Below are 19,399 nucleotides of genomic sequence, written 5' to 3' on the forward strand. Positions count from 1 at the left end.
TCTGGACGCGGCCAGTCAAATGCTGTTCAAACCGGTTCCGTCATGACTGCCATTCCCGAGACTGAAGCCTTACCCGAAACGGCCACCAATGCGCGGCGCGTGGCGCTGATCGTCGCCATCGCCTTCTTCATGCAGTTGCTGGATTCGACGATCATCTCGACCTCGCTGCCGCAGATGGGCGAGTCGTTCGGCGTGCCGGCGGTGGCGATGAGCATCGGCATCACCGTATACATGCTGACCATGGCGGTGTTCGTGCCGCTGTCGGGCTGGCTCGCCGACCGGTTCGGCGCCCGCAACATCTTCCTGCTGGCGATCGTCCTGTTCACACTGGCCTCGCTTGCCTGCGGCTTCTCTGAAAATCTGACCCAATTCGTCGCCGCACGTATCGTGCAAGGGCTTGGCAGCGCGCTGATGACGCCGGTCGGACGCATTCTCGTGCTGCGCAACGCGTCGAAGTCGGAGCTGCTCAACGCCACGGCACTGATCACCTGGCCGGCGCTGTTTGCGCCAGTGGTCGGGCCGGTGCTCGGCGGCTTCATCACCACCTACCTGTCCTGGCACTGGAATTTCTTCATCAACATCCCGCTCGGCGTGGTCGGGCTGGCGCTGGTCGCGCGTTTCATTCCGGGCGACCGCGAGGCCGACCCCAAACCGCTGGACTGGCCTGGCTTCGTGCTCACGTCGGCCGGGCTCGCTTTGCTGCTCTACGGCCTCGAGCGCATCGCGCATCCGGAGGATGGCGTCCTGCCGACGGTGCTGCTGATCGTAGCCGGCATCGTCATAGGTTGGCTGGCGGTGCGGCATCTCAGGCGTGCGCCGCATCCGCTGCTCGATCTCTCGTCGTTCAGGGTGCTGACCTTCGCCATCTCGACGCTGGCCGCGGGCACCATTTTCCGGGTGGCGATCAACGCCACGCCGTTCCTGTTGCCGCTGCTGTTCCAGGTCGGCTTTGGCCTCAGCCCCGTCGATGCCGGCATGATGATCCTTGCCTATTTCCTCGGCAATCTCGGCATGAAGACTGTGACGACGCCGACGCTGCGCCGCTTCGGCTTTCGTTCGGTGCTGGTCGTCAACGGCCTGATCGCCTCGGCGGCGATCATGGCTTGCGCGGCGGTCTCGCTTCAGACGCCGCAAGCGCTTGTGGTGGCGCTGATGCTGATCGCCGGCCTGTCTCGCTCGATGCAGTTCACCGCGCTCAACACACTGGCCTTCGCCGATATCGATGCGGCGCAGCGCAGTTCGGCAGCAACGCTGTCCTCGATGCTGCAGCAAGTGGCGATGCTATTCGGCGTCGCGGTGGCGGCGGCGATCCTCAATCTGTCGCAGATCGTCCGGGATCGGCCCGCTCTCGACCTCGTGGATTTTCGAATCGCCTTCCTGGCGATCGGCGCCATCGGACTGGTGGCGGCGTTGCGTTTTCTCGCGCTGCCGCCGGGTGCGGGCGCCGAGGTTTCCGGCCACGCGCCGGGAAATTAAGATCGATTTTTCCGCCTGATGCGGAGATAAATTCCGTCTTGTCCTTTCGCCTTGGTGCAGCGCTTTCGCGAGCGACCGCAATGGCGCAACCAATTGCCAAAAGTGCAGGCTTTTCCGGGCATTGCGCCAGCTTCGGCAATCGATGCGTCCACTCGGTGAATATCGCTGCCGGCCAGGGTTCTGAACGCGGATTCATTTGACGAACCGGCGCTGAGCCGATTAGCTTTCTTCCCAGGAATGGCGGCACCTGCCATCGGGGCAAACGCAGACATGAACACGATCGGCTGGCCGAATGTCAGGAGCCTGAATCAGGAAGGTATTGTCTTTGCCATCGCGGTGGTGCTGTTCGTCGCCGCGGCAATAGGCCTGCCAGGCTTCATCGACCCCAACAACCTCGTCGCCATCGTCCGCTCCGTGTCGGTGCTCGGCATATTGGCGCTCGGCATGGCCGTCGTCATCATCGGCCGCGGCATCGACCTCTCGGCGGTGGCGATCATGGCGATGTCGGTCGCCTGGTATCTGCAACTGCTGAATTCGGGGACGCCGGACGGGCTGGCCTTCGCCTATGTGATGGCCGGCGTGCTGGCCATCGGTCTGCTCAACGGCTTTCTCGTTGCCTATGCCGATGTGCCGGCGATTTTCGTGACGCTGGCGACGGGCTCCTTCGTCTTCGGCTATGTGCGCTCGCAGCTGATCACACAGGACGCCGTGCCGGTGCCGCAGGGCCACTGGGTCGAGTTGCTGGGCGGCCTGCGCTTCCTCGATATTCCGATCGAGGTGTTCGTCTTCGCGGGCCTGGCGTTCCTGTTCTTCCTGTTCCTGCGCTACACCAAATGGGGCCGCTACATCTATTTCGCCGGCGACAATCCGGTGGCCGCCCGCAACATCGGCATTCCGGTGCGGCCGATGCTGGTGCTGCGCTATGTGCTTTCCGCCTTCGTCGCGCTGATCGCCGGCCTGCTGACGGCGGCCAGCCTGCATTCGATCAACACCCGCGTCGTCAATTCGACGCTGCTCTATGACATCGTGCTGGTGGCGGTGATCGGCGGCATCGGCCTGTCCGGCGGGCGCGGCGGGGTGCGCAATGTGCTGGTCGGTGCGGCGCTGATCGGCATCCTGCTCAACGCCATGACCATCATCGACATTCCGCTGCTCTACCAGAACCTGATCAAGGCGGCGATCCTGCTGGGGGCAATCATCGTCGACGGCATCATCAATCCACGTGACGAGCAGACCGCCCAGCAGGGTGACATCTAGGGGTACCCGGTCCGATCCATCCCGATCGGCCGGCAATGAAAATCGAAAACGAGAGGATCTGACATGAAATTCATCAGGACATTGATGGCCGCCGCCACGGCACTCGCCGTCACCGCCTTCGTGGCGCCAACCTTCGCCGCCGACGATCCCGGCCCGGCCGCCTATGCGCAGGTACTCAAGGGCAAGCGTGTCATGCTGGTGCCGCTGGCGATGGGCTTCGATCTTGCGCAGGGTTGGGCGCACTATCTGAAGACCGAAGTCGAGGCCTGGGGCGGCGTGTTGGAGACGCGCGACCCGAACTGGGTCGTCGATGCCGGCGCGCAGGCGATCACCGACGCCATCTCGTCGGACACCAGGCCTGATGTGCTGATCATCCATGCACCGGACCTAAACTCCTACTCCAAGCTGATGAAGAAGGCGCAGGCCGCCGGCACCTACGTCATCCTGGTCGACAATCCCGCCAACTTCCCGGCCGACGCCTTTATCGGCAGCGACTGGGACCGGCTTGGCCAGCTCGAGGCCGAAGCGGCGATCAAGGGCTGCGGCGAAACCTCGTCGAAGAAGATCGGCCTCGTGCAGGGCGACCAGGCGAATTCGTCGAGCCTCTATCAGTATGCCGGCATCATGAAGGTGCTGGACAAGCATCCCGACTTCAAGGTCGTGGCGAAGCCCGACTCCAACTGGGACGCAACGACCTCGCGCAACGTGACGACGACGATGCTGCAGCAGAACCCGGACATTTGCTCGATCATCGATTTCTGGGACGGTGACGCCACCGGCGCTTCCGCCGCGATCCGCGACGCCAAGCTCGACGGCAAGGTGTTCCTGGTCACCACCGGCGGTGGCGAGAAGACGGCCGATTGCGACAAGCTGCAGGACGGCACGTATGGCGCCGTGGTGATGACCGATCTTGCCCGCCAGTCGGGCGACATGAACGCCATCATCAAGTTCCTGCTGCAGAGCGGGCAGCCGGCCGGTACCTCGCACACCTACATCTACACGCTGGAGAAGGCGACGACCAAGGCCGACCTCAAGCCCGACAGCTGCTGGGATCTGAAGGCGCTGCAGGCCGAGGCGGCGGCGAAGTAGGATCTGCGCGATTGATATCAACGAGGTGGCCGGGATGTCTCCACGAGGTAATTCTCGACGTTGGCGCCGCCCCTCATCCGCCTGCCGGCACCTTCTCCCCGTATAGTGACGGGGAGAAGGGAGCTACCCACGTATTGAAGCGCCTGTCGCGACGGTCGGGAAGTAAGCTCCAACGCTGGCGACCCCTCTCCTCGTTCTTCACGGGGAGAGGGTAAGGGTGAGGGGCAGCGCCGACGTGAAGTGATTGCCTTTGGATCGGCCGGCCACCCCTTCTTCTTTCTCATGGAATAGCAGCAGCCGATGTCCTTTCGCGAACGCCTCCAGTCCTGGCGCTACAATCTCGTGCCCGACCATGTCGTCGGCGAGATCCTGACCAAACGCTGGACCGACAACGCCATTCCGTTCCTGGCGCTGGTGGCGACGCTGGCAACCTTCGGCTCGATCATTCCCGGCTTCTTCAAGCTGACCGCGCTGCAGGAATCGACCCGGCAGCTCGGCGAGTTCTCGATGGTGGTCACCGGCATGACGGTGGTGATGCTGGGCGGCGGCATCGACCTGTCGGTCGGCTCGATCTTCGCGCTATCCTGCTTTTCCGCTGTCTATGTCTTCTTCATCCTCGAACAGTCGATCTGGCTGGCGCTGGCCGCTTCGCTCGCCACCGGCCTCATCTTCGGCGCCATCAACGGCTATCTCGTCGGCTACCTCAGGCTGCGCGCCTTTCTCACCACGCTGGTCACCTTCATCTTCGGACGGGCGCTGTTCGACATCCTGGTCACCACCTATGCCGCCGATGTGCAGCTCTCGACCGCCACATCGGATGTGCTCGACTTCATCGGCGACAGCACGTTCTGGGGGCTGTCGATCTCGGTGTGGCTGGCGATCATCCTGGCCATCGTCACCCATATCGCGCTGACGCGTTCGCGGCCGGGCTGGCACGTGCTGGCGGTCGGCGGCTCCAGGCGTTCGGCGCACAATGCCGGCATCCGCGTGCGCCGCACCGTGTTCATGACTTATGTCTTCTCGGGCTTCTGCGCTTCCATCGGCGGCTTCCTCATCGCTTGCCGCCTAAGCGGGGCAGGGCCGGGCACCGGCCTCAACCTCGAGATCATGGCACTGACGGCGGCGGTGGTCGGCGGCGTCAGCCTCGGTGGCGGCCGCGGCTCGGTGATCAAGGGGCTGATGGGCGCCATCATCGTGCTGACCATGACCAACGGGCTGATCCGGCTGGGCTACGGCACCGGCACCAACCAGATGGTGCTGGGCATCATGCTGGCGGTGGCGGTGACGATCGACATCCGCTGGCTGAAGAACCGCCACAAGGTGCTGAACGAGGTCTATGTCGCGCCGGTCTATCTCAAGATGGGCGAGACACAGTCGGCCGCACCCGGCTCCGGCACGCCCTACGAGCTCGACAACAGGCTGTCTGCCGCCGACCATATCGGGCTTGGCGAGTTGGAGGGGCCGGAAGATGTCATCCTCGACCGCGACGACAACCTCTATTGCGGCACGCGCCACGGCGAGATCGTCCGCTTCTTCGCGCCGGATTATGTCAGGTCGGAAGTGTTTGCCCACATCGGCGGCTTTCCGCTGGGCCTCGCCTTCGACAAATCGGGCAATCTGATCAGCTGCGTCGGCGCCATGGGGCTCTATTCGGTCTCGCCGGATCGGGAGGTCAAACGCCTGTCAGCGGAAACATCGCGCTCCTGGACTTCGATCGTCGACGATGCGCGGTTGCGCGACCCCAATGACTGCGACATCGCGCCGGACGGGCGGATCTATTTCACCGACTCGACCAAGCGCTACGATGCCCACGATTGGACGCTGGACTCGATCGAGAACCGCGCCACCGGCCGGCTGCTGGTCTACGACCCGAAGGACGGTTCGACCAGGACGCTGCTCGACGGCTACCGCTACACCAATGGTGTTTGCATGGCGCATGACGGCAAGTCGCTGTTCTTCGCCGAAAGCTGGGCCTGCCGCGTGCATCGCTACTGGCTGGAAGGGCCGAAGGCCGGCACCGCCGAATGCGTCATCCGCGACATGCCGGGCTATCCCGACAACATCAACCGCGCCTCCGACGGCAATTACTGGATGGCCTGGCTGGGCATGCGCACGCCGAGCTTCGACCTGTCGCTGCGCCACCCTGACATGCGCAAGCGCATGACGCGCCGGCTGCCGCAGGATGAATGGCTGTTCCCCAACATCAACACCGGCGGCGTGGTGAAATTCAACGAGACCGGCGGCATCGTCGAGGCGATGGGCGACCTCACCGGCGACGCGCATCCGATGGTCACCTCGATGCGCGAGCATAAGGGTTTTCTGTTCGTCGGCGGTATCCTCAACAACCGCATCGGCCGCTACAAGATCGCTGGCGCCGATCCGAATTGGACCAGCCCCGCTTCCTATTGGGGGGCGAAATCATGATCCTCGATCCGGTGCTCGACCTGTTTCGCGGCAAGGCGGTGACCATCCCGCCGCTCGACGGCGCCTTCCGCCCCAACACGCGGCTGGACGATGCGCCGGCTTTTGCTGAACTGACCGAGCCGGACAATCTGCTGGTTACCGGTGACAGGCTGCTGGCCTCCAGCGGTAACGCCATCCATGCGATTGCCGCAGGCGCGGAGACTGTCGTGGTCGAGACCTTTCCGTCTCCCGTCACCGCGCTGGCGCTATCACCAACGGGCGACCTGACAGTCGGGTTGGAGAACGGCAAGCTGCTGATTGGCGGCAGGGACATTTCGCTGCCGGCCGAGATCCGCTGCATCACCGCACTTGCCTATGCAGACGATGGCACGCTGTGGCTGGCCAATGGCTCGGCCGAGCACGCGCCCTCGCAATGGGCCGCCGACCTGATGAAGAAGGGAGCGTCCGGTTCGCTTTGGAAGCGGGATGCGGTAGGTGGCGGCTTCCGCAAATTGGCCGGCGACATCGCCTTCCCCTATGGGCTCTATCCCGTCGGCAGGGATGTTCTGGTCAGCGAAAGCTGGCGCCATCAGCTTGTCCGCTTCGATGGCGCGACGGGCAACCGTTCGACGGTGTTGACGCATCTGCCAGGCTATCCCGCGCGCCTATCGCCTGCCGTTGATGGTGGAGCTTGGCTGACCTTGTTTGCGCCGCGCAACCGGCTGATCGAATTTGTTTTGCAGGAAACGCACTATCGGCAGGACATGCTCGACCAGGTGCCGCCGGCTTATTGGATCGCGCCGGCGCTTGCCTCCAGCCGCAGTTTCCTCGAACCGCTGCAATGCGGCGGCATCCGCGCCATGGGCATCCACAAGCCGTGGTCGCCGAGCCGCTCCTATGGGCTGGTGGTCAAGCTCGACCAAAACATGCAGCCGCAATTCAGCCTGCACAGCCGCGCCAACGGCACGCGCCACGGCATCTGCAGCGTGGCGGAAAAGGACGGCAGCCTGTTCATCGCCTCCAGGGGCGGTGACTGCGTGCTGGTGATCGACCTCGCATCGGGAGGTTTTTGATGGAACCGATCGTCCGGCTGGAGAACGTTACCAAGAACTATCGCGGCGTACCGGCGGTGAAGAACGTCAGCTTTGAGCTGCGCAAGGGAGAAATCCACGCGCTGCTCGGCGAGAACGGCGCGGGAAAATCGACGCTGACCAAGATTATTGCCGGCGTGGTCGACGCCTCCTCCGGCAAGATGTTCCACAAGGGGCAAGAGATCGCCTACGCTTCGCCGCATGCCGCCCTTGAAGCCGGCATCGCGATGGTGTTCCAGGAAACCAGCCTGGTGCCGTCGATGACAGTGGCGCAGAACCTTTATCTCGGCACTGAAAAGTTCCTCAACCGGCTGCGCGGCACCTACATTTCGGCTCAGCAGTTCCTGCAATCGCTGAATTTTCCAGTCGACCCGAACGCCATGGTGGCAACGCTGGGTGCGGCCAAGCGGCAGATGGTCGAGATCGCACGGGCGGTGCACCATAATGCCGAGATCATCATCTTCGACGAGCCGACGGCGACGCTGACGCCGGAGGAGAAACGCCATTTCTTCGCGCTGATCCGCAGGCTGAAAGCGAGCGGCGTGTCGATCGTCTTCATCAGCCACGCTCTGGAAGAGGCGCTGCTGATTGCCGACCGCATCACCATCCTGCGCGATGGCGAACTGGTGATCACCGACGACACATCCGCCTTCGACCGTGACAGGATCGTCGCCGCCATGGTCGGGCGCACGCTGTCGGGGCAGATCTACCGGCAGCGCGATGAAGCCAAGCTGCGCAAGGCAGGCCGGAAGGTGCTGTCGGTGCAGGACATCTCGATGAGCAATGTCGTGCGCAACACGTCCTTCTCGATTTTCGAGGGCCAGATCACCGGCGTGTTCGGGCTGATCGGCTCCGGCCGCACCGAGACGTTCAAGATCGTCTCCGGCATCTACAAGCGCGATTTCCTGCGCGGCGGCGCCATCGAGCTGGACGACAGACCGGTGCGCTACCTCATGCCGAGCGAAGCGGTGGCCGACGGCATCGTCTACGTCACCGAGGATCGCAAGAGCGAAGGCATTTTCGAGACGATGGGCATTGCCGAGAACCTGTTCGGCGGGCTCTTGGCGGCGGGCCGCGAAAAGGCCTGGGTGATCAATGCGCAGGAGATGCGCGCGCTGTCGGCCGAATGGACGAAAACGTTGAACATCAAGGCGATCAACGACAATGCGCGCGTGGTCGAGCTCTCCGGCGGCAACCAGCAGAAGGTGGTGATCGGCAAGGGGCTGGTGCAGCGGCCGCGCATCGTCATCTTCGACGAACCGACGCGCGGCGTCGATGTCGGCGCGATCGCCGAGATCCACCAGATCATCAACCGGCTGGCTGACGAGGGCCTGGCCGTCGTCGTCATCTCGTCCTATCTGCCTGAAATCATGAACCTGTCCGACCGTATTCTTGTCTGCCGCCAGGGCCGCATCGTCGAGGAGTTTTCACCGGCGGAGGCCACGGAGGAGAAGATCATGTACGCGGCCGTGCATTAGGGTTTTGGGCGGTGCGTACGTCGATAATTGGCCGGCACGTCCATCCCTTCGTCATCCACGGGCGAAGCAAGGAGCGTAGCGACGCGGCGCAGACCCGAGGTCCATGCCGGGACTCCGTAGCGCTGCTGCGGTGCAGAATTCCGCTCCGCTGCACTCTTCGGCCAAGGTCACGGAATGGATCCCAGGGTCTCCGCGACGGCGCTTCGCGCCTGCTTCGCCCTAGGATGACGAAGTTCAGGTGGCTCGGCTAATCTTCAACGCTATTGCGCGCCAAAAACTGAGTCAGAGAAGCTGGTACCGCCTCTGATTCCAACGAGCCAGTTCATCGATCGAAACGAAAGGATCACGCCATGGCCACCACAAGACTTCTCAGCGATGCCGAGGTGGAGAAAATCCCGGCGGTGAAGGCCGTGTTCGACGATATCCGCGCGACGCGCAAATCCGATTTCGTCAACAATTTCTGGCGCGGGTTGGCCAACGATCCCCCGGCGTTGAAGCGGATCTGGGAACAGCTGAAGGCGGTGATGGTCGCAGACAGCGCCATCGATCCGCTGACCAAGGAGATGATCTACATCGCCGTGTCGACCGCCAATGGCTGCTCCTACTGCGTTCATTCGCATACGGCGGCAGCCCGGGCCAAGGGCATGACCGACGCGCAGCATGGCGAACTGGTGTCGATCATCGGGCTCGCCGGCCAGACCAACCATCTGGTGACCGCGATGCAGATCCCGGTCGATCCGCAGTTCGAGGTGAAGTGAGGCGGCGAGGCTTTCCAGAGCCAGGATTTTCATGGACAAAACCACCAGATTTCCAACTTCGCTCTCCGGGTATGAGATCGAAGGGCTGATTGGAATTGATGCCCCGCGACTGGTGCCGCTGTATCAGGCTTGCTCGGACTATGTCGTGGTCGAACGAGGCGAACCGCCCAACGCCGCCAGCGCAAAAGAGGAATTTGAAAACTTTCCGCCGAACAGACGCAGGCCGACAAGTACGTGTTCGGGTTGAAGGCAGTCGATGGCGAATTTGTCGGCTTGCTGGCCTGCGATCGCGATTATCCGCAAGCGGGATGCTGGTGGATCGCATTGCTCATGATCGACAAAGCACTTCGCGGAAAAGGAGTGGGGCGAGCTCTTTGCGATGACTTTTTTGCGTGGCTGAAATCGCAACGGGCCGAACGCGTGGAACTCGGCGTGTTTATGGAAAATGAGCAAGGGCTTCGGTTCTGGCAAGCGCAAGATTTCGAGTTGATGCGGACAGCAGGACCGGTCAGGCTCGGTGCCAAACGGCATATGGTCCAGGTTTTGGGCCGGCGGTTGTGAGCAGCTACACCGGCCGGTAAACCTTCTCCGCCGTGTTCCAGAAAATATCAGCCGCCGCCGCCGCGCCATGATTGGCGATCGCATTGCGGTGCGCCTTGATCAGTTCGGCGTGGCTGGTCCATAGCTTCTCAATCGGGAAATTCGAACCGAACATCAGATGGTCTGATCCCAGGATGTCGATCGTATTGTCGACGATGTAGGCGATCAGCGCCGGGTCGTTGCGATGGACGAAGGTGCCGAGGCCGGAGAGCTTGGCGTAGAGATTGGGCGCTGCCGACAGCGTGCGCAGGCCGGTCTTCCAGGCTTCGGTGGTTTCCGGCTCCATGCCGGTCAGCATGCCGGCATGGGTGAGGATGAAATTCGTTTCGGGGTTTTCGCCGACCAGGGTCAGGCCGTCCTTCATCTGGGCGGGGAAGAGCTGCAGGTCGAAGGACAAGCCATAATCCTTCAGCCGGGCGACATTCGCCCGCACCTTGCGGTCGATGACCTGGTCCGCCGAAGCTGCAAAGCGGAAGGCCGGCGTTTCGTGCCAGTGCAATTGCATGCGCACGCCGCGCAGCAGCGGATACTTTTTCAAGCGATCGATCTGGGGCCTGATGTCGTCGGCGGTCATGTCGGCGTAGCCAACGATGGCATGCGGCCAGCCGGTTTCGTCAGCGGTCTTCTGCAGGAAGGCGACTTCCTTCTCGAAATCCTCCCTAGCCCAGTTGGTCTGGACATAGACGGCCTTTTCGACGCCGGATCCCTTCTGATCGGCCAGAAACTCCTCGATCGGATAGTCGCGGCGGATCGGCTCGTAGGGACCGAAGATGCGCGGCACCATCGGTCCGACCAGCCAGGGCTGGTCCTTTTGGCGCCAGATGTGGAAATGCGCGTCGATTGCTTTCTGCATCACGAGACCCTCTTCCAGATTGTCGTCGCCGCCGGGGCAGGGCGGGCGAGCGACAGGATGAAATCGGTTAGACCCTTGAGCGACGAGCCGTCGACGAGATCGTCGATCACCGGCAGGATGGCGCGAAGTGCTGCCGTTGCCGGCCGGAAGCGCGGGTCGCCGGCCAACGGCGTTGCCAGCGACAGTCGGAACGCGCGGGCGCTCAGCCGGCGCATTGCCATTTCCAACTCGGCATGGTCGCCGCGTTCCAGCGCGTCGGATAGGATGACGACCGCGGCACCGCGCGCGAAGGCGGAGAAGCGCGGCACCGACAGGAAAGCGAGCAGCGTCGGTCCCATGCGGGTGCCGCCGTCCCAGTCGTCGACCTGCGTGGCCGCGCGGGCCAACGCCTGGTCGCGGTCGCGAATGCGCAACGCCCCGGTGATGCGGGTCAGCCGCGTGCCGAAGGTAAAGATCTCGGCGCGGTCCGCGCCTTGCACGGCGGTATGCGCCAGCTTGAGATAATCCGATGTGTGCAGCTTCATCGAGCCGGACACATCGATGAGGATCAGCAGCTTGCGCGGCACCGTCTGGCGGCGTCGCAGCAATGGTGAGGGGACATCGCCATCGGCGCTGACGATCTCCCGCAGCGACCGGCGCAGATCGAGCTTGCCGCGCGAGTGGGTGCGCACGGTGCGGAAGGAGCGGCGGGCGGGCAGGGCGGAAGCGAGCTTGCGGCGGAAAGCGGCAAGGTCGTCATCGTCGCGCTGGAAGTCGCGGCGGCTCAATTGTTCGGCGCCGGAGGACAATTCGCCACCTTCCTGATGACTGATCGCCTCGATCTCTTCCTGGCTTGCCCCGCCATCGTCCTTGATGCGGGTTTCCTCGTCGGCGTCGCCTTCGACCATCGCCGATGTGTTGCCATAGAAATGGCTTTGGAAATGCGCCTCGAATTCGTCGCGACGGTCGGGCGGTGGCGCCAGCGTGGCGAGCGCTGCCTCGCGGATGTCGGCCATCGAGCGCGGCCCGAGCAGCGTCACCGCCTGCATGAAGCAGGAGACCTGCTCGGGTGCTATGGCAAAGCCGTAGCGGCGCAGCAGCCGGCCGAAGCCAAGTAAGGGTGCGGCCGCGCGGGGTAAGCTCTCCTCTCCCCGTTCACGGGGAGAGGATGCCGGCAGGCAGGTGAGGGGCAGCGCTGACATCCGAGCGTCGCGCCGTCCCTCATCCGCCCCTTCGGGGCACCTTCTCCCCGTGAACGGGGAGAAGGGATTGTTGACGTCTCGGCTCACGCCAGCGCCTCCTCGACGATGCGGCCAAGCTCCGGCGCGATGTAGGAGAGGTCCTCTTCGTCCTTGATCAGCACGCCGATGGCGCGGCGGAAGGCTTCCGGCCAAGGGCTGCCGCCTTTTTCCAGGATGGTGGCGGCATTAGCCCATTCGACCGCCTCGGCAATGCCCGGTGGCTTGGCGAGTGGGCGGGTGCGGATGGTCTGTACCGCCGCCGCCACCGCGCGCGCCGTTGCCTCAGCTACATTGCCGGCGCGCAGCATGATGATGGCGGCCTCGCGCTCGGCGTCGGGATAGCCGATCCAGTGATAGACGCAGCGCCGGCGCAGCGCTTCGGCGAGCTCGCGGGTGCGGTTCGAGGTCAGGATCACGATCGGCTGCGCCGTGGCGCGGATGGTGCCGCGCTCGGGAATGCTGATCTGGAAATCGGAGAGGAATTCCAGCAGCAGCGCTTCGAATTCATGGTCCGAGCGGTCAATTTCATCGACCAGCAGCACGCGCTGCTCCGGCGCCTTCAGCACCTGCAGCAGCGGCCGCGCGATCAGGAAACGGTCGTCATAGATGTCGATCTCGTGCTCGCCGGCATGGCGGATGGCGAGCAGCTGGCGCTGATAATTCCATTCGTAGAGCGCGTGCGCGGCGTCGATGCCTTCATAGCATTGCAGCCGTACCAGATCGCGGCCGAGCAGCGCGGCGATCGCCTTCGCCGCCTCTGTCTTGCCGACGCCGGGCGCGCCTTCGAGCAGCAGCGGCTTGCCCAGCCGGATCGCCAGGAAGATGGCGGTCGCCAGACTGTCATCGGCCAGATAGCGCGAGGCGGCCAGATGCTGCGCCACCGCCTCCGGCGAGGTCGCGACAGTCTCGGCGCTTGTTCCGGTCATTTCGGTCCTCAGTTCGCCGCTTGCGCCTTCAGCGCGCGCAGGATGCGCTCCGGCGTGATCGGCAGTGTGTCGATGCGCACGCCGACGGCGTCGAAGACGGCGTTGGCGACGGCCGGGATCTGCGGATTGGCGCACATTTCGCCCGGTCCCTTGGCGCCATAAGGTCCGTCGGCGGAAGGACGCTCCAGCACGATGATCTCTGTCTTGGCGAGGTCGCCGGGGCCGGGCATCAGATATTGGTTGAAATCGGTGCCGCCATGGTCGCGGTTGGGATAGTAGGGCTCGGTGGTCTCGTACAGCGCGTGGCTGATGCCCATCCAGGAGCCGCCGACCAATTGCTGCTCGACCATTTTCGGGTTCAGCGCGCGGCCGATCTCGAAGACGTTCTTGACCGTCAGCACCGTCACCTCGCCCGTCTCGTCGTCGACCTCGACCTCGGCCACGGTGCAGGCATGCGCGTAGCAAGTCGATGGTTTCATCGCGCCGGTCTCTTTCTCCGGATAGGAGCGCGGAATGAGGAACATGCCGCGACCCGAGATCGAGCGGCCGCGCTTGAAATGCGCCGACAGCGCGACATCGAAGATCGAGATCGACTTTTGCGGCGCGCCATTGACCAGGATGTTGCCCTGGCCGTCGGTCTCGAGGTCGGAGGCATTCACCTCCAGCTCTTCCGCCGCCACTTCCAGCATCACCTGGCGGGCTTCTTTCGCTGCCTGGATCACGGCGTTGCCGGCGCGATGCGTGCCGCGTGAGGCGAAGGTGCCCATGCAGTGCGGGCCGGTGTCGGTGTCGGCGGTGTCGACGACCACACGGTCGGTCGGCACGCCGATCGTCTCGGCGCAGATCTGCGCCATGATCTGCTTCATGCCCTGGCCGAGATCGACGGAGGACAGCGTCACCATGAAATTGCCGGTCGGTGTCGAATGCACCAGCGCCTGCGTCGGGTCACCGCCGAGGTTCATGCCGGTCGGATAGTTGATGGCGGCGACGCCGCGTCCACGCCTGATCGCCATCTCAAGCTCCCTTCACATAGGAGGACATCGCCATGAATTTTTCCGCCACCGGCCAGTTGGCGGCGCGCGAGGCTTCCTGCATGCACTCGATCAGGGCTGCCCCTTCGGTCGGCTGGCGATGGGCCTTCATGTCGCCGTCGCGATAGGCGTTGATGAAGCGGAATTCGAGCGGGTCCATGCCGATCAGCCGCGCCAGCTTATCCATCTGCACCTCCAGCGCGAAGTCGCCGATGGTGACGCCGAAGCCGCGCATGGCGGAGGAGGGCGTGCGGTTGGTGTAGACGCAGTAGGTGTCGATCCAGACATTGGGGATGGTGTAGGGGCCGGGATAATGCCCCGCGCCCTTCTGCGCGCCATAGGGCGAGTGGCGCGAATAGGCGCCGGCGTCGGTATAGCCGGTGACCTTGCGCGCCACGATGCGGCCATCCTTCATGACGCCGTCCTTGATGTCGATTTTTTCGGCCGCGCGAGGTGACGATATCTGCATCTCCTCTTCGCGGCTGTAAATAAAACAGACTGGTCGTCCTGTTAGCTTGGCGCCGAGGATGGCGATCGGCTCGACGATGACGTCGACCTTGCCGCCAAAGCCACCGCCGACGGTGCCGCCGACGAAATGCAATTTGCTGCCCGGCATCTGCAGGATGATCGATGTGTTGTCGAGGGTGAAGAACATCGCCTGCGTGTTGGTGTAGCAGGTGAAGCGGTCATTGCCCTCGGGTACCACAAGGCAGCCCGTCGTTTCGGTAGGCGCGTGCTCGATCGGCGAGGACTGGTAGCTCTGCTCCAGCACGTGATCGGCACCGGCGAAGCCCGTCTCGACGTCGCCGAAGCGCACCTTGCGGCACTCGCCGCTGTCATAGAGGTAGTAGTTCTGGCCGTGATATTCGTTGACCAGCGGCGCGCCGGGCTTCAGCGCTTCCTCCATGTCGAAGACAGCCGGCAGCACCTCATAGTCGACCTTGACCTTGGCGGCGGCCTCTTGCGCCGCGCGCTCGGTCTCGGCCAGCACCGCCACCACGGCCTCGCCCTTCCAGCGCACCTTGCCATCGGCCAGCACGGTTTCGTCCTCCGGCCCGATCTGGATCAGGATGAGGATGGTGTAGACATTGTGCGGCACATCCTTGGCGGTCAGCACTCTGACGACGCCCGGATGCTTCTCGGCTTCCGACGTGTCGATAGAGCGGATGCGGGCATGGTGATGCGGGCTGCGCACCATTTTCAGATGCAGCATGCCGGGGAAATTGCGGTCGGCGAAAAAGGCGGTCTTGCCGGTGACATGGCCGGGCGAATCCGAGCGTGGCCTCGGCTGGCCGATCTCGTGCAGATCGTCCTTGCGGACGTCGGCGAAGTAGCTCTTGCGCAGTTCCATTGATTTGTTCCCTCAGAGCATGATGCCGAAAAGTGTGAAGCGGTTTTCGGACGACATCATGCTCTATCTCTTTGATTTAGAGGCGGATTCAGATTTCAGGTCGAATCGACCTGAAATCATCCGGCTCTAGGCCGCGTTCTGAGAGTTGGACCGCGCGGCGGCCAGCACCGCCTGGATGATCGGCTCGTAGCCGGTGCAGCGGCAGATGTTGCCCGACAGCGCCTCGACCACCTCGTCGCGGCTGGGATTGGGCGTGTGGTCGAGCAGCACCTTGGCGGCCATGATCATGCCCGGCGTGCAGAAGCCGCATTGCGTGGCGAAGGCGTCGAGGAAGGCGCGCTGCAGCGGGTGCAGCACGCCAGCTTCCGAAAGCCCCGCCGTCGTGGCGATGGCGGCGCCATTGCAGGTCTCGGCCAAGGTCAGGCAGGAGAGCCGGAGCTCGCCGTCGATGATGACCGAGCAGGCACCACAGGTGCCTTGATGGCAACCGCCTTTCGGGGAGGTGTCGCCGATCTTGTCGCGCAAGGCGTGCAGCAGCGTCGTGCCGCTGTCGACGAATTCGGCCGTTTCCGCGCCGTTGAGCGTGAATTGAACCGGAACCTTTGCCATGTTTTCCTCCCAGCGCGTCTGCCCGAACCCAGCGGACAGACGCGCGCCCCCGAACGAAATATTATGCGAGCAGCAGCCGGCCGAGATGGACCGGCAGCACTTCGTTGCGATACCAGGCGCTGGCAATCGGATCGGTGATCGGCGAGGTGCCATCACCGGCCGCGGCCAAAGCCGGCGCTATGCCGTCAGCGGTCAGCGTCCTGCCGATCAGCGCTTTTTCCGCCGCGCTGGCACGCATTGGCCGGTCGGCCATGCAGCCCAGTGCAATCCGCACCATAGACACGGTGCCATCCGGCGCCAGTGCGAGAACGCTGGCGATGCTGAGCACCGAGACGCCCTTGGGCTTGACCCGCGACACTTTCAGGAAGCGGAAACTGTCGGCCTTCGGAAGCGCGAAGCTCACGGACGTGACGATGGCGCGGCTGCCTTCCCGATTGGCCAGAAATATCTCGATCGGCGTTTCGCCGTCATCGGTGCCGACAATGGCGTCGAGCGCCAGCAGGGCAACAGCGAAATCGCCATAGGGAGCCGGCGCGAACAGATTGCCGCCGACGGTCGCCATGTTGCGGACCGCCGGGCCGCCGACGGCGCGGGCGGCCTTGGCAAGGGCGCCGAGGTCCGGATGGCGGGCGATCGCCGACATGGTCACCGAAGCGCCGATGCGGACCTTGCCATCGGCAATAACGATGGTGGACAAAGACGGCTCGGTCGACCTCACGAGGCCGGAGACCGAAACATCGCCTTCATTGGCCGCGCGGACCACGAGCGTGCCGCCGCCGAGATAGCGCGTGCCGACGGCTTTCAGTGCCGCGTTGGCGTCCTTGACCGTTGCAAAGGTCTGCAGTGCTAGCGCCATTGTTTGGCTCCTGTCAGCTCTGGCCGGCGAAATGGCTCTTCAGGGCGTTGAAGCCGCCCTGGAAAACATTGGCGCCCATGCCCTCGGCAAGCTTGTCGGCTTCTTCTGGCGCGGCGTCGAAGCTTGCGGTCCATTCGGCGTAGGTGCGGTCGCCATCGGTAACGCGCCGCAATTGCAGCGTCGCCTTGTGATTGGTGAGCGGCTGCGGCGTCTCGAGGATCGAATAGCTGACGAGGAAATCCCGGTCGGAGAAGTCGAGCAGCTTTTCGCGCAGGCGCGCGCCACTGATGAGCTGAAAATTGCGAACGCAGCCTATCGTCGAAGCGTCCTTGCCGTCCTCGATATGGCTTTCGACCATGCGCGGGTGCCAGCTTGGCAGTCCGTTGAAATCGCGTATGCGCGCCCAAACCTTTTCGACCGGCGCGTCGATGACGCTGGAGATGGTGACTTTGGCCATTCAAATGTTCCCTTGCAAAGCGATCCGGTGCAAGGGTAGGGCGGCCATCCCGGGGGCGCTTATCAATGCGTCTTGAACGCCTATCAAGGAGTCTGAAAAAGGGTGGCGGGCCGCTGGTTCAGGCGATCGCCCGCGCGGCTTCGCGGTAGACCGTCGGCGGCACGCCGACATGGTCGCGGAAGAAGCGCGAGAAATTGCCCTGCGTGGTGAAGCCGAGATTGCAGGCGACCGAGATCAGCGGCTCCTGCGACCATTGCAGCTGCCGCACCGCTTCCTCCATGCGCAGCGTGTTCCAGTAGACATTGGGCGTCAGATTGGTCTGTTCCTTGAACAAAGCGAAGAAATGCGGCCGCGACAGGCCGACGCTGCGCGCCACTTCGTCGAAGCAGATGCGTTCGCAGACATTGGCTTTCATCAGCTGGATCGCCTTGCGGACACGGAAGTCCTGCATGGTGTTGATGCGGACGCGCGCCTCCTGCGGCGCCGAGGCGTCGGCGGCGTCGAGCACCGAATCAATGAAACGCTCGATCTCGTAGTTGGCGATATCGTCGATGCTCTCATTATCGATGAGATGGTCGAGCAGATTGGCGGCGGCTTGGTGCAGCCAAGGCTCCAGCGTGATCGCGGCTTGTGAAAAGAGCGGCGCGGACGAGGGCAGGTCGCGGCGGCGGCGCGCCCAGTCCGGATCGATGTAGAAGGCGAGGAACAGGCCCGGCGTGCCGTTCCGCGACAGGATATGGCTGTGCGGCTGGAAGGAGTTGATGCCGGCGGCGGTGCAGGGGCCGAGCCGAACTGTCTCACGGCCGATGGTCATCTCGCCGGCCGTACCTTCCAGCCAGATGATGAGATGGGCCTCGACATGGGCATGGGTGACGAAGTCGCTTGCGACATTCAGGACAGAAACATGTCCGAACCGGCCCCAGTAGAGCCTGATCGCTTCCGTCATGGGTATTCCTCCCGCAGGCGACTGGCCTCCCTTCGCCTGCAACGCGAATATTGCGGCTGAGTTTGGGCCTGCGTCAAGGCGGGAGTCCGTGACGAGCGCGGAGGACAGCCGACGCGGGCGGATTTTCAGACTGAGCGATAGGCACCGGAACGAATAGCGGTTTGGGGAAGAACGCCAGCCCTCAAACCGAAGCCGTCATGCCGCCGTCGACATACAGCGTTTGGCCGTTGACGAAGGAGGATGCGTCGGAGGCGAGGAACACCGCGGCGCCGATCAACTCGTCGACATTGCCCCAGCGCCCGGCCGGTGTGCGCTTTTCCAGCCAGGCGGAGAATTCCGGATTGTCGACCAGCGCCTGGTTCATCTCGGTGCGGAAATAGCCGGGCGCGATCGCATTGATCTGCAGGCCGTATCTCGCCCAGTCGGCGCACATGCCCCTTGTCAGGTTGCGGATCGCGCCCTTGGTTGCGGTGTAAGGCGCGATGTTCGGCCGAGCCAGTTCGCTCTGCACGGAGCCGATATTGATGATCTTGCCCTTGCCGCGTGGGATCATGTGGCGGGCGACCGCCTTGCCGGCATGGAAGGCGCCGGACACATTGGTCTTGAACAGCCGCTCCCATTGCTCCTCGGGAAAATCCTCGAGCGGGGCGCGGAATTGCACGCCGGCGTTGTTGACGAGGATATCGATGGCACCGATCTCTGCCTCGATGCGGGCAATGTCCGTGTTGACTGCCTGAAAATCGGTGACATCGAAGATCGAGGCGTGCGCCTTGAAGCCGCCGGCACGCAGCTTTTCGACGGCGCTGTCGATCCTGGAGGCATCGCGGCCATTCAGCACCACGCTTGCCCCGTGTTCAGCCAGGCCCCGAGCCAAGGCGAAACCTATGCCTTGGCCAGACCCGGTAATCAGCGCAAGCCGCCCATCGAGGCTGAACAGGGAGTTTGTCACGGACTGTTTTGTCGTTTGACCATGATCTTATCCGAAAACCGGTTTCCAC

General features: G+C 63.6%; 19 protein-coding genes. 9 read left to right on the forward strand and 10 right to left on the reverse strand.

The window, feature by feature from the left end; translation table 11 throughout:
* The first annotated feature begins 42 nt into the window (after positions 1–42).
* From NKH02_RS22015 to NKH02_RS22055, 9 genes are all read left to right on the forward strand, one after another.
* Complete coding sequence (locus tag NKH02_RS22015) at positions 43–1,476, forward strand: DHA2 family efflux MFS transporter permease subunit (protein WP_352881419.1); 1,434 nt, start codon at positions 43–45, stop codon at positions 1,474–1,476.
* 270 nt (positions 1,477–1,746) lie between these two features.
* A complete protein-coding gene (locus NKH02_RS22020) occupies positions 1,747–2,733 on the forward strand; it encodes an ABC transporter permease (protein WP_352881422.1) in 987 nt (328 codons plus the stop codon).
* 63 nt (positions 2,734–2,796) lie between these two features.
* Positions 2,797–3,822: a sugar ABC transporter substrate-binding protein gene (locus NKH02_RS22025; RefSeq protein ID WP_352881425.1), complete on the forward strand. Its 1,026-nt coding sequence runs from the start codon at positions 2,797–2,799 to the stop codon at positions 3,820–3,822.
* A 300-nt stretch (positions 3,823–4,122) separates the two neighbouring features.
* Positions 4,123–6,246, forward strand: coding sequence for an ABC transporter permease (locus NKH02_RS22030; RefSeq protein WP_352873281.1), 2,124 nt, complete (start codon positions 4,123–4,125; stop codon positions 6,244–6,246).
* Positions 6,243–7,298, forward strand: a complete 1,056-nt coding sequence (locus tag NKH02_RS22035) for an SMP-30/gluconolactonase/LRE family protein (protein WP_352873280.1) — start codon at positions 6,243–6,245, stop codon at positions 7,296–7,298. The genes NKH02_RS22030 and NKH02_RS22035 overlap by 4 nt, the downstream gene beginning before the upstream one ends.
* Positions 7,298–8,794: a sugar ABC transporter ATP-binding protein gene (locus NKH02_RS22040; protein WP_352881427.1), complete on the forward strand. Its 1,497-nt coding sequence runs from the start codon at positions 7,298–7,300 to the stop codon at positions 8,792–8,794. Before NKH02_RS22035 ends, NKH02_RS22040 begins: the two co-directional genes overlap by 1 nt.
* A 350-nt stretch (positions 8,795–9,144) precedes the next feature.
* The gene (locus tag NKH02_RS22045; protein ID WP_352881430.1) at positions 9,145–9,552 is read left to right on the forward strand and encodes a carboxymuconolactone decarboxylase family protein; all 408 of its coding nucleotides are present in this window, start codon (positions 9,145–9,147) and stop codon (positions 9,550–9,552) included.
* Between the two features lie 31 nt (positions 9,553–9,583).
* Positions 9,584–9,799, forward strand: coding sequence for a hypothetical protein (locus NKH02_RS22050; RefSeq protein WP_352865597.1), 216 nt, complete (start codon positions 9,584–9,586; stop codon positions 9,797–9,799).
* Positions 9,796–10,113: a GNAT family N-acetyltransferase gene (locus tag NKH02_RS22055; protein ID WP_352865595.1), complete on the forward strand. Its 318-nt coding sequence runs from the start codon at positions 9,796–9,798 to the stop codon at positions 10,111–10,113. Before NKH02_RS22050 ends, NKH02_RS22055 begins: the two co-directional genes overlap by 4 nt.
* A gap of 4 nt (positions 10,114–10,117) precedes the next feature.
* Here the strand turns inward: NKH02_RS22055 and NKH02_RS22060 are convergent, their stop codons facing one another.
* The 10 genes from NKH02_RS22060 to NKH02_RS22105 form a co-directional block, all read right to left on the reverse strand.
* The gene (locus NKH02_RS22060) at positions 10,118–11,005 is read right to left on the reverse strand and encodes an amidohydrolase family protein (RefSeq protein WP_352881433.1); all 888 of its coding nucleotides are present in this window, start codon (positions 11,003–11,005) and stop codon (positions 10,118–10,120) included.
* Complete coding sequence (locus tag NKH02_RS22065) at positions 11,005–12,186, reverse strand: vWA domain-containing protein (RefSeq protein ID WP_352881434.1); 1,182 nt, start codon at positions 12,184–12,186, stop codon at positions 11,005–11,007. The genes NKH02_RS22060 and NKH02_RS22065 overlap by 1 nt, the downstream gene beginning before the upstream one ends.
* An 83-nt stretch (positions 12,187–12,269) precedes the next feature.
* Positions 12,270–13,151, reverse strand: a complete 882-nt coding sequence (locus NKH02_RS22070) for an AAA family ATPase (protein WP_352881437.1) — start codon at positions 13,149–13,151, stop codon at positions 12,270–12,272.
* A gap of 8 nt (positions 13,152–13,159) precedes the next feature.
* Positions 13,160–14,164, reverse strand: coding sequence for a xanthine dehydrogenase family protein molybdopterin-binding subunit (locus tag NKH02_RS22075; RefSeq protein ID WP_352881439.1), 1,005 nt, complete (start codon positions 14,162–14,164; stop codon positions 13,160–13,162).
* A 1-nt stretch (position 14,165) separates the two neighbouring features.
* Positions 14,166–15,533, reverse strand: coding sequence for a xanthine dehydrogenase family protein molybdopterin-binding subunit (locus tag NKH02_RS22080; protein WP_352881442.1), 1,368 nt, complete (start codon positions 15,531–15,533; stop codon positions 14,166–14,168).
* 126 nt (positions 15,534–15,659) lie between these two features.
* A complete protein-coding gene (locus NKH02_RS22085) occupies positions 15,660–16,142 on the reverse strand; it encodes a (2Fe-2S)-binding protein (RefSeq protein ID WP_352881444.1) in 483 nt (160 codons plus the stop codon).
* 61 nt (positions 16,143–16,203) lie between these two features.
* A complete protein-coding gene (locus NKH02_RS22090) occupies positions 16,204–16,998 on the reverse strand; it encodes an FAD binding domain-containing protein (RefSeq protein ID WP_352881447.1) in 795 nt (264 codons plus the stop codon).
* A gap of 13 nt (positions 16,999–17,011) precedes the next feature.
* Positions 17,012–17,455: an SRPBCC family protein gene (locus NKH02_RS22095; RefSeq protein WP_352881449.1), complete on the reverse strand. Its 444-nt coding sequence runs from the start codon at positions 17,453–17,455 to the stop codon at positions 17,012–17,014.
* A gap of 118 nt (positions 17,456–17,573) precedes the next feature.
* Entirely contained in the window at positions 17,574–18,401 is an 828-nt protein-coding gene (locus NKH02_RS22100) for a helix-turn-helix domain-containing protein (protein ID WP_352881451.1), read from the reverse strand.
* Positions 18,402–18,582: 181 nt separating this feature from the next.
* Positions 18,583–19,350 carry an SDR family oxidoreductase gene (locus NKH02_RS22105; protein WP_352881452.1) on the reverse strand — a complete coding sequence of 256 codons (768 nt, stop codon included), beginning with the start codon at positions 19,348–19,350 and terminating at the stop codon, positions 18,583–18,585.
* Positions 19,351–19,399 lie beyond the last annotated feature (49 nt).

Origin of the sequence: Mesorhizobium sp. M1396, from assembly GCF_040317725.1 — a bacterium.
GTDB lineage: Bacteria > Pseudomonadota > Alphaproteobacteria > Rhizobiales > Rhizobiaceae > Mesorhizobium.

Bases quoted from the DNA above. Each gene is read 5' to 3' on its own strand.
- NKH02_RS22015 (WP_352881419.1), top strand. From the start codon at position 43: ATGACTGCCATTCCCGAGACTGAAGCCTTACCCGAAACGGCCACCAAT.
- NKH02_RS22020 (WP_352881422.1), top strand. From the start codon at position 1,747: ATGAACACGATCGGCTGGCCGAATGTCAGGAGCCTGAATCAGGAAGGT.
- NKH02_RS22025 (WP_352881425.1), top strand. From the start codon at position 2,797: ATGAAATTCATCAGGACATTGATGGCCGCCGCCACGGCACTCGCCGTC.
- NKH02_RS22030 (WP_352873281.1), top strand. From the start codon at position 4,123: ATGTCCTTTCGCGAACGCCTCCAGTCCTGGCGCTACAATCTCGTGCCC.
- NKH02_RS22035 (WP_352873280.1), top strand. From the start codon at position 6,243: ATGATCCTCGATCCGGTGCTCGACCTGTTTCGCGGCAAGGCGGTGACC.
- NKH02_RS22040 (WP_352881427.1), top strand. From the start codon at position 7,298: ATGGAACCGATCGTCCGGCTGGAGAACGTTACCAAGAACTATCGCGGC.
- NKH02_RS22045 (WP_352881430.1), top strand. From the start codon at position 9,145: ATGGCCACCACAAGACTTCTCAGCGATGCCGAGGTGGAGAAAATCCCG.
- NKH02_RS22050 (WP_352865597.1), top strand. From the start codon at position 9,584: ATGGACAAAACCACCAGATTTCCAACTTCGCTCTCCGGGTATGAGATC.
- NKH02_RS22060 (WP_352881433.1), bottom strand. From the start codon at position 11,005: ATGCAGAAAGCAATCGACGCGCATTTCCACATCTGGCGCCAAAAGGAC.
- NKH02_RS22065 (WP_352881434.1), bottom strand. From the start codon at position 12,186: ATGTCAGCGCTGCCCCTCACCTGCCTGCCGGCATCCTCTCCCCGTGAA.
- NKH02_RS22070 (WP_352881437.1), bottom strand. From the start codon at position 13,151: ATGACCGGAACAAGCGCCGAGACTGTCGCGACCTCGCCGGAGGCGGTG.
- NKH02_RS22075 (WP_352881439.1), bottom strand. From the start codon at position 14,164: ATGGCGATCAGGCGTGGACGCGGCGTCGCCGCCATCAACTATCCGACC.
- NKH02_RS22080 (WP_352881442.1), bottom strand. From the start codon at position 15,533: ATGGAACTGCGCAAGAGCTACTTCGCCGACGTCCGCAAGGACGATCTG.
- NKH02_RS22085 (WP_352881444.1), bottom strand. From the start codon at position 16,142: ATGGCAAAGGTTCCGGTTCAATTCACGCTCAACGGCGCGGAAACGGCC.
- NKH02_RS22090 (WP_352881447.1), bottom strand. From the start codon at position 16,998: ATGGCGCTAGCACTGCAGACCTTTGCAACGGTCAAGGACGCCAACGCG.
- NKH02_RS22095 (WP_352881449.1), bottom strand. From the start codon at position 17,455: ATGGCCAAAGTCACCATCTCCAGCGTCATCGACGCGCCGGTCGAAAAG.
- NKH02_RS22100 (WP_352881451.1), bottom strand. From the start codon at position 18,401: ATGACGGAAGCGATCAGGCTCTACTGGGGCCGGTTCGGACATGTTTCT.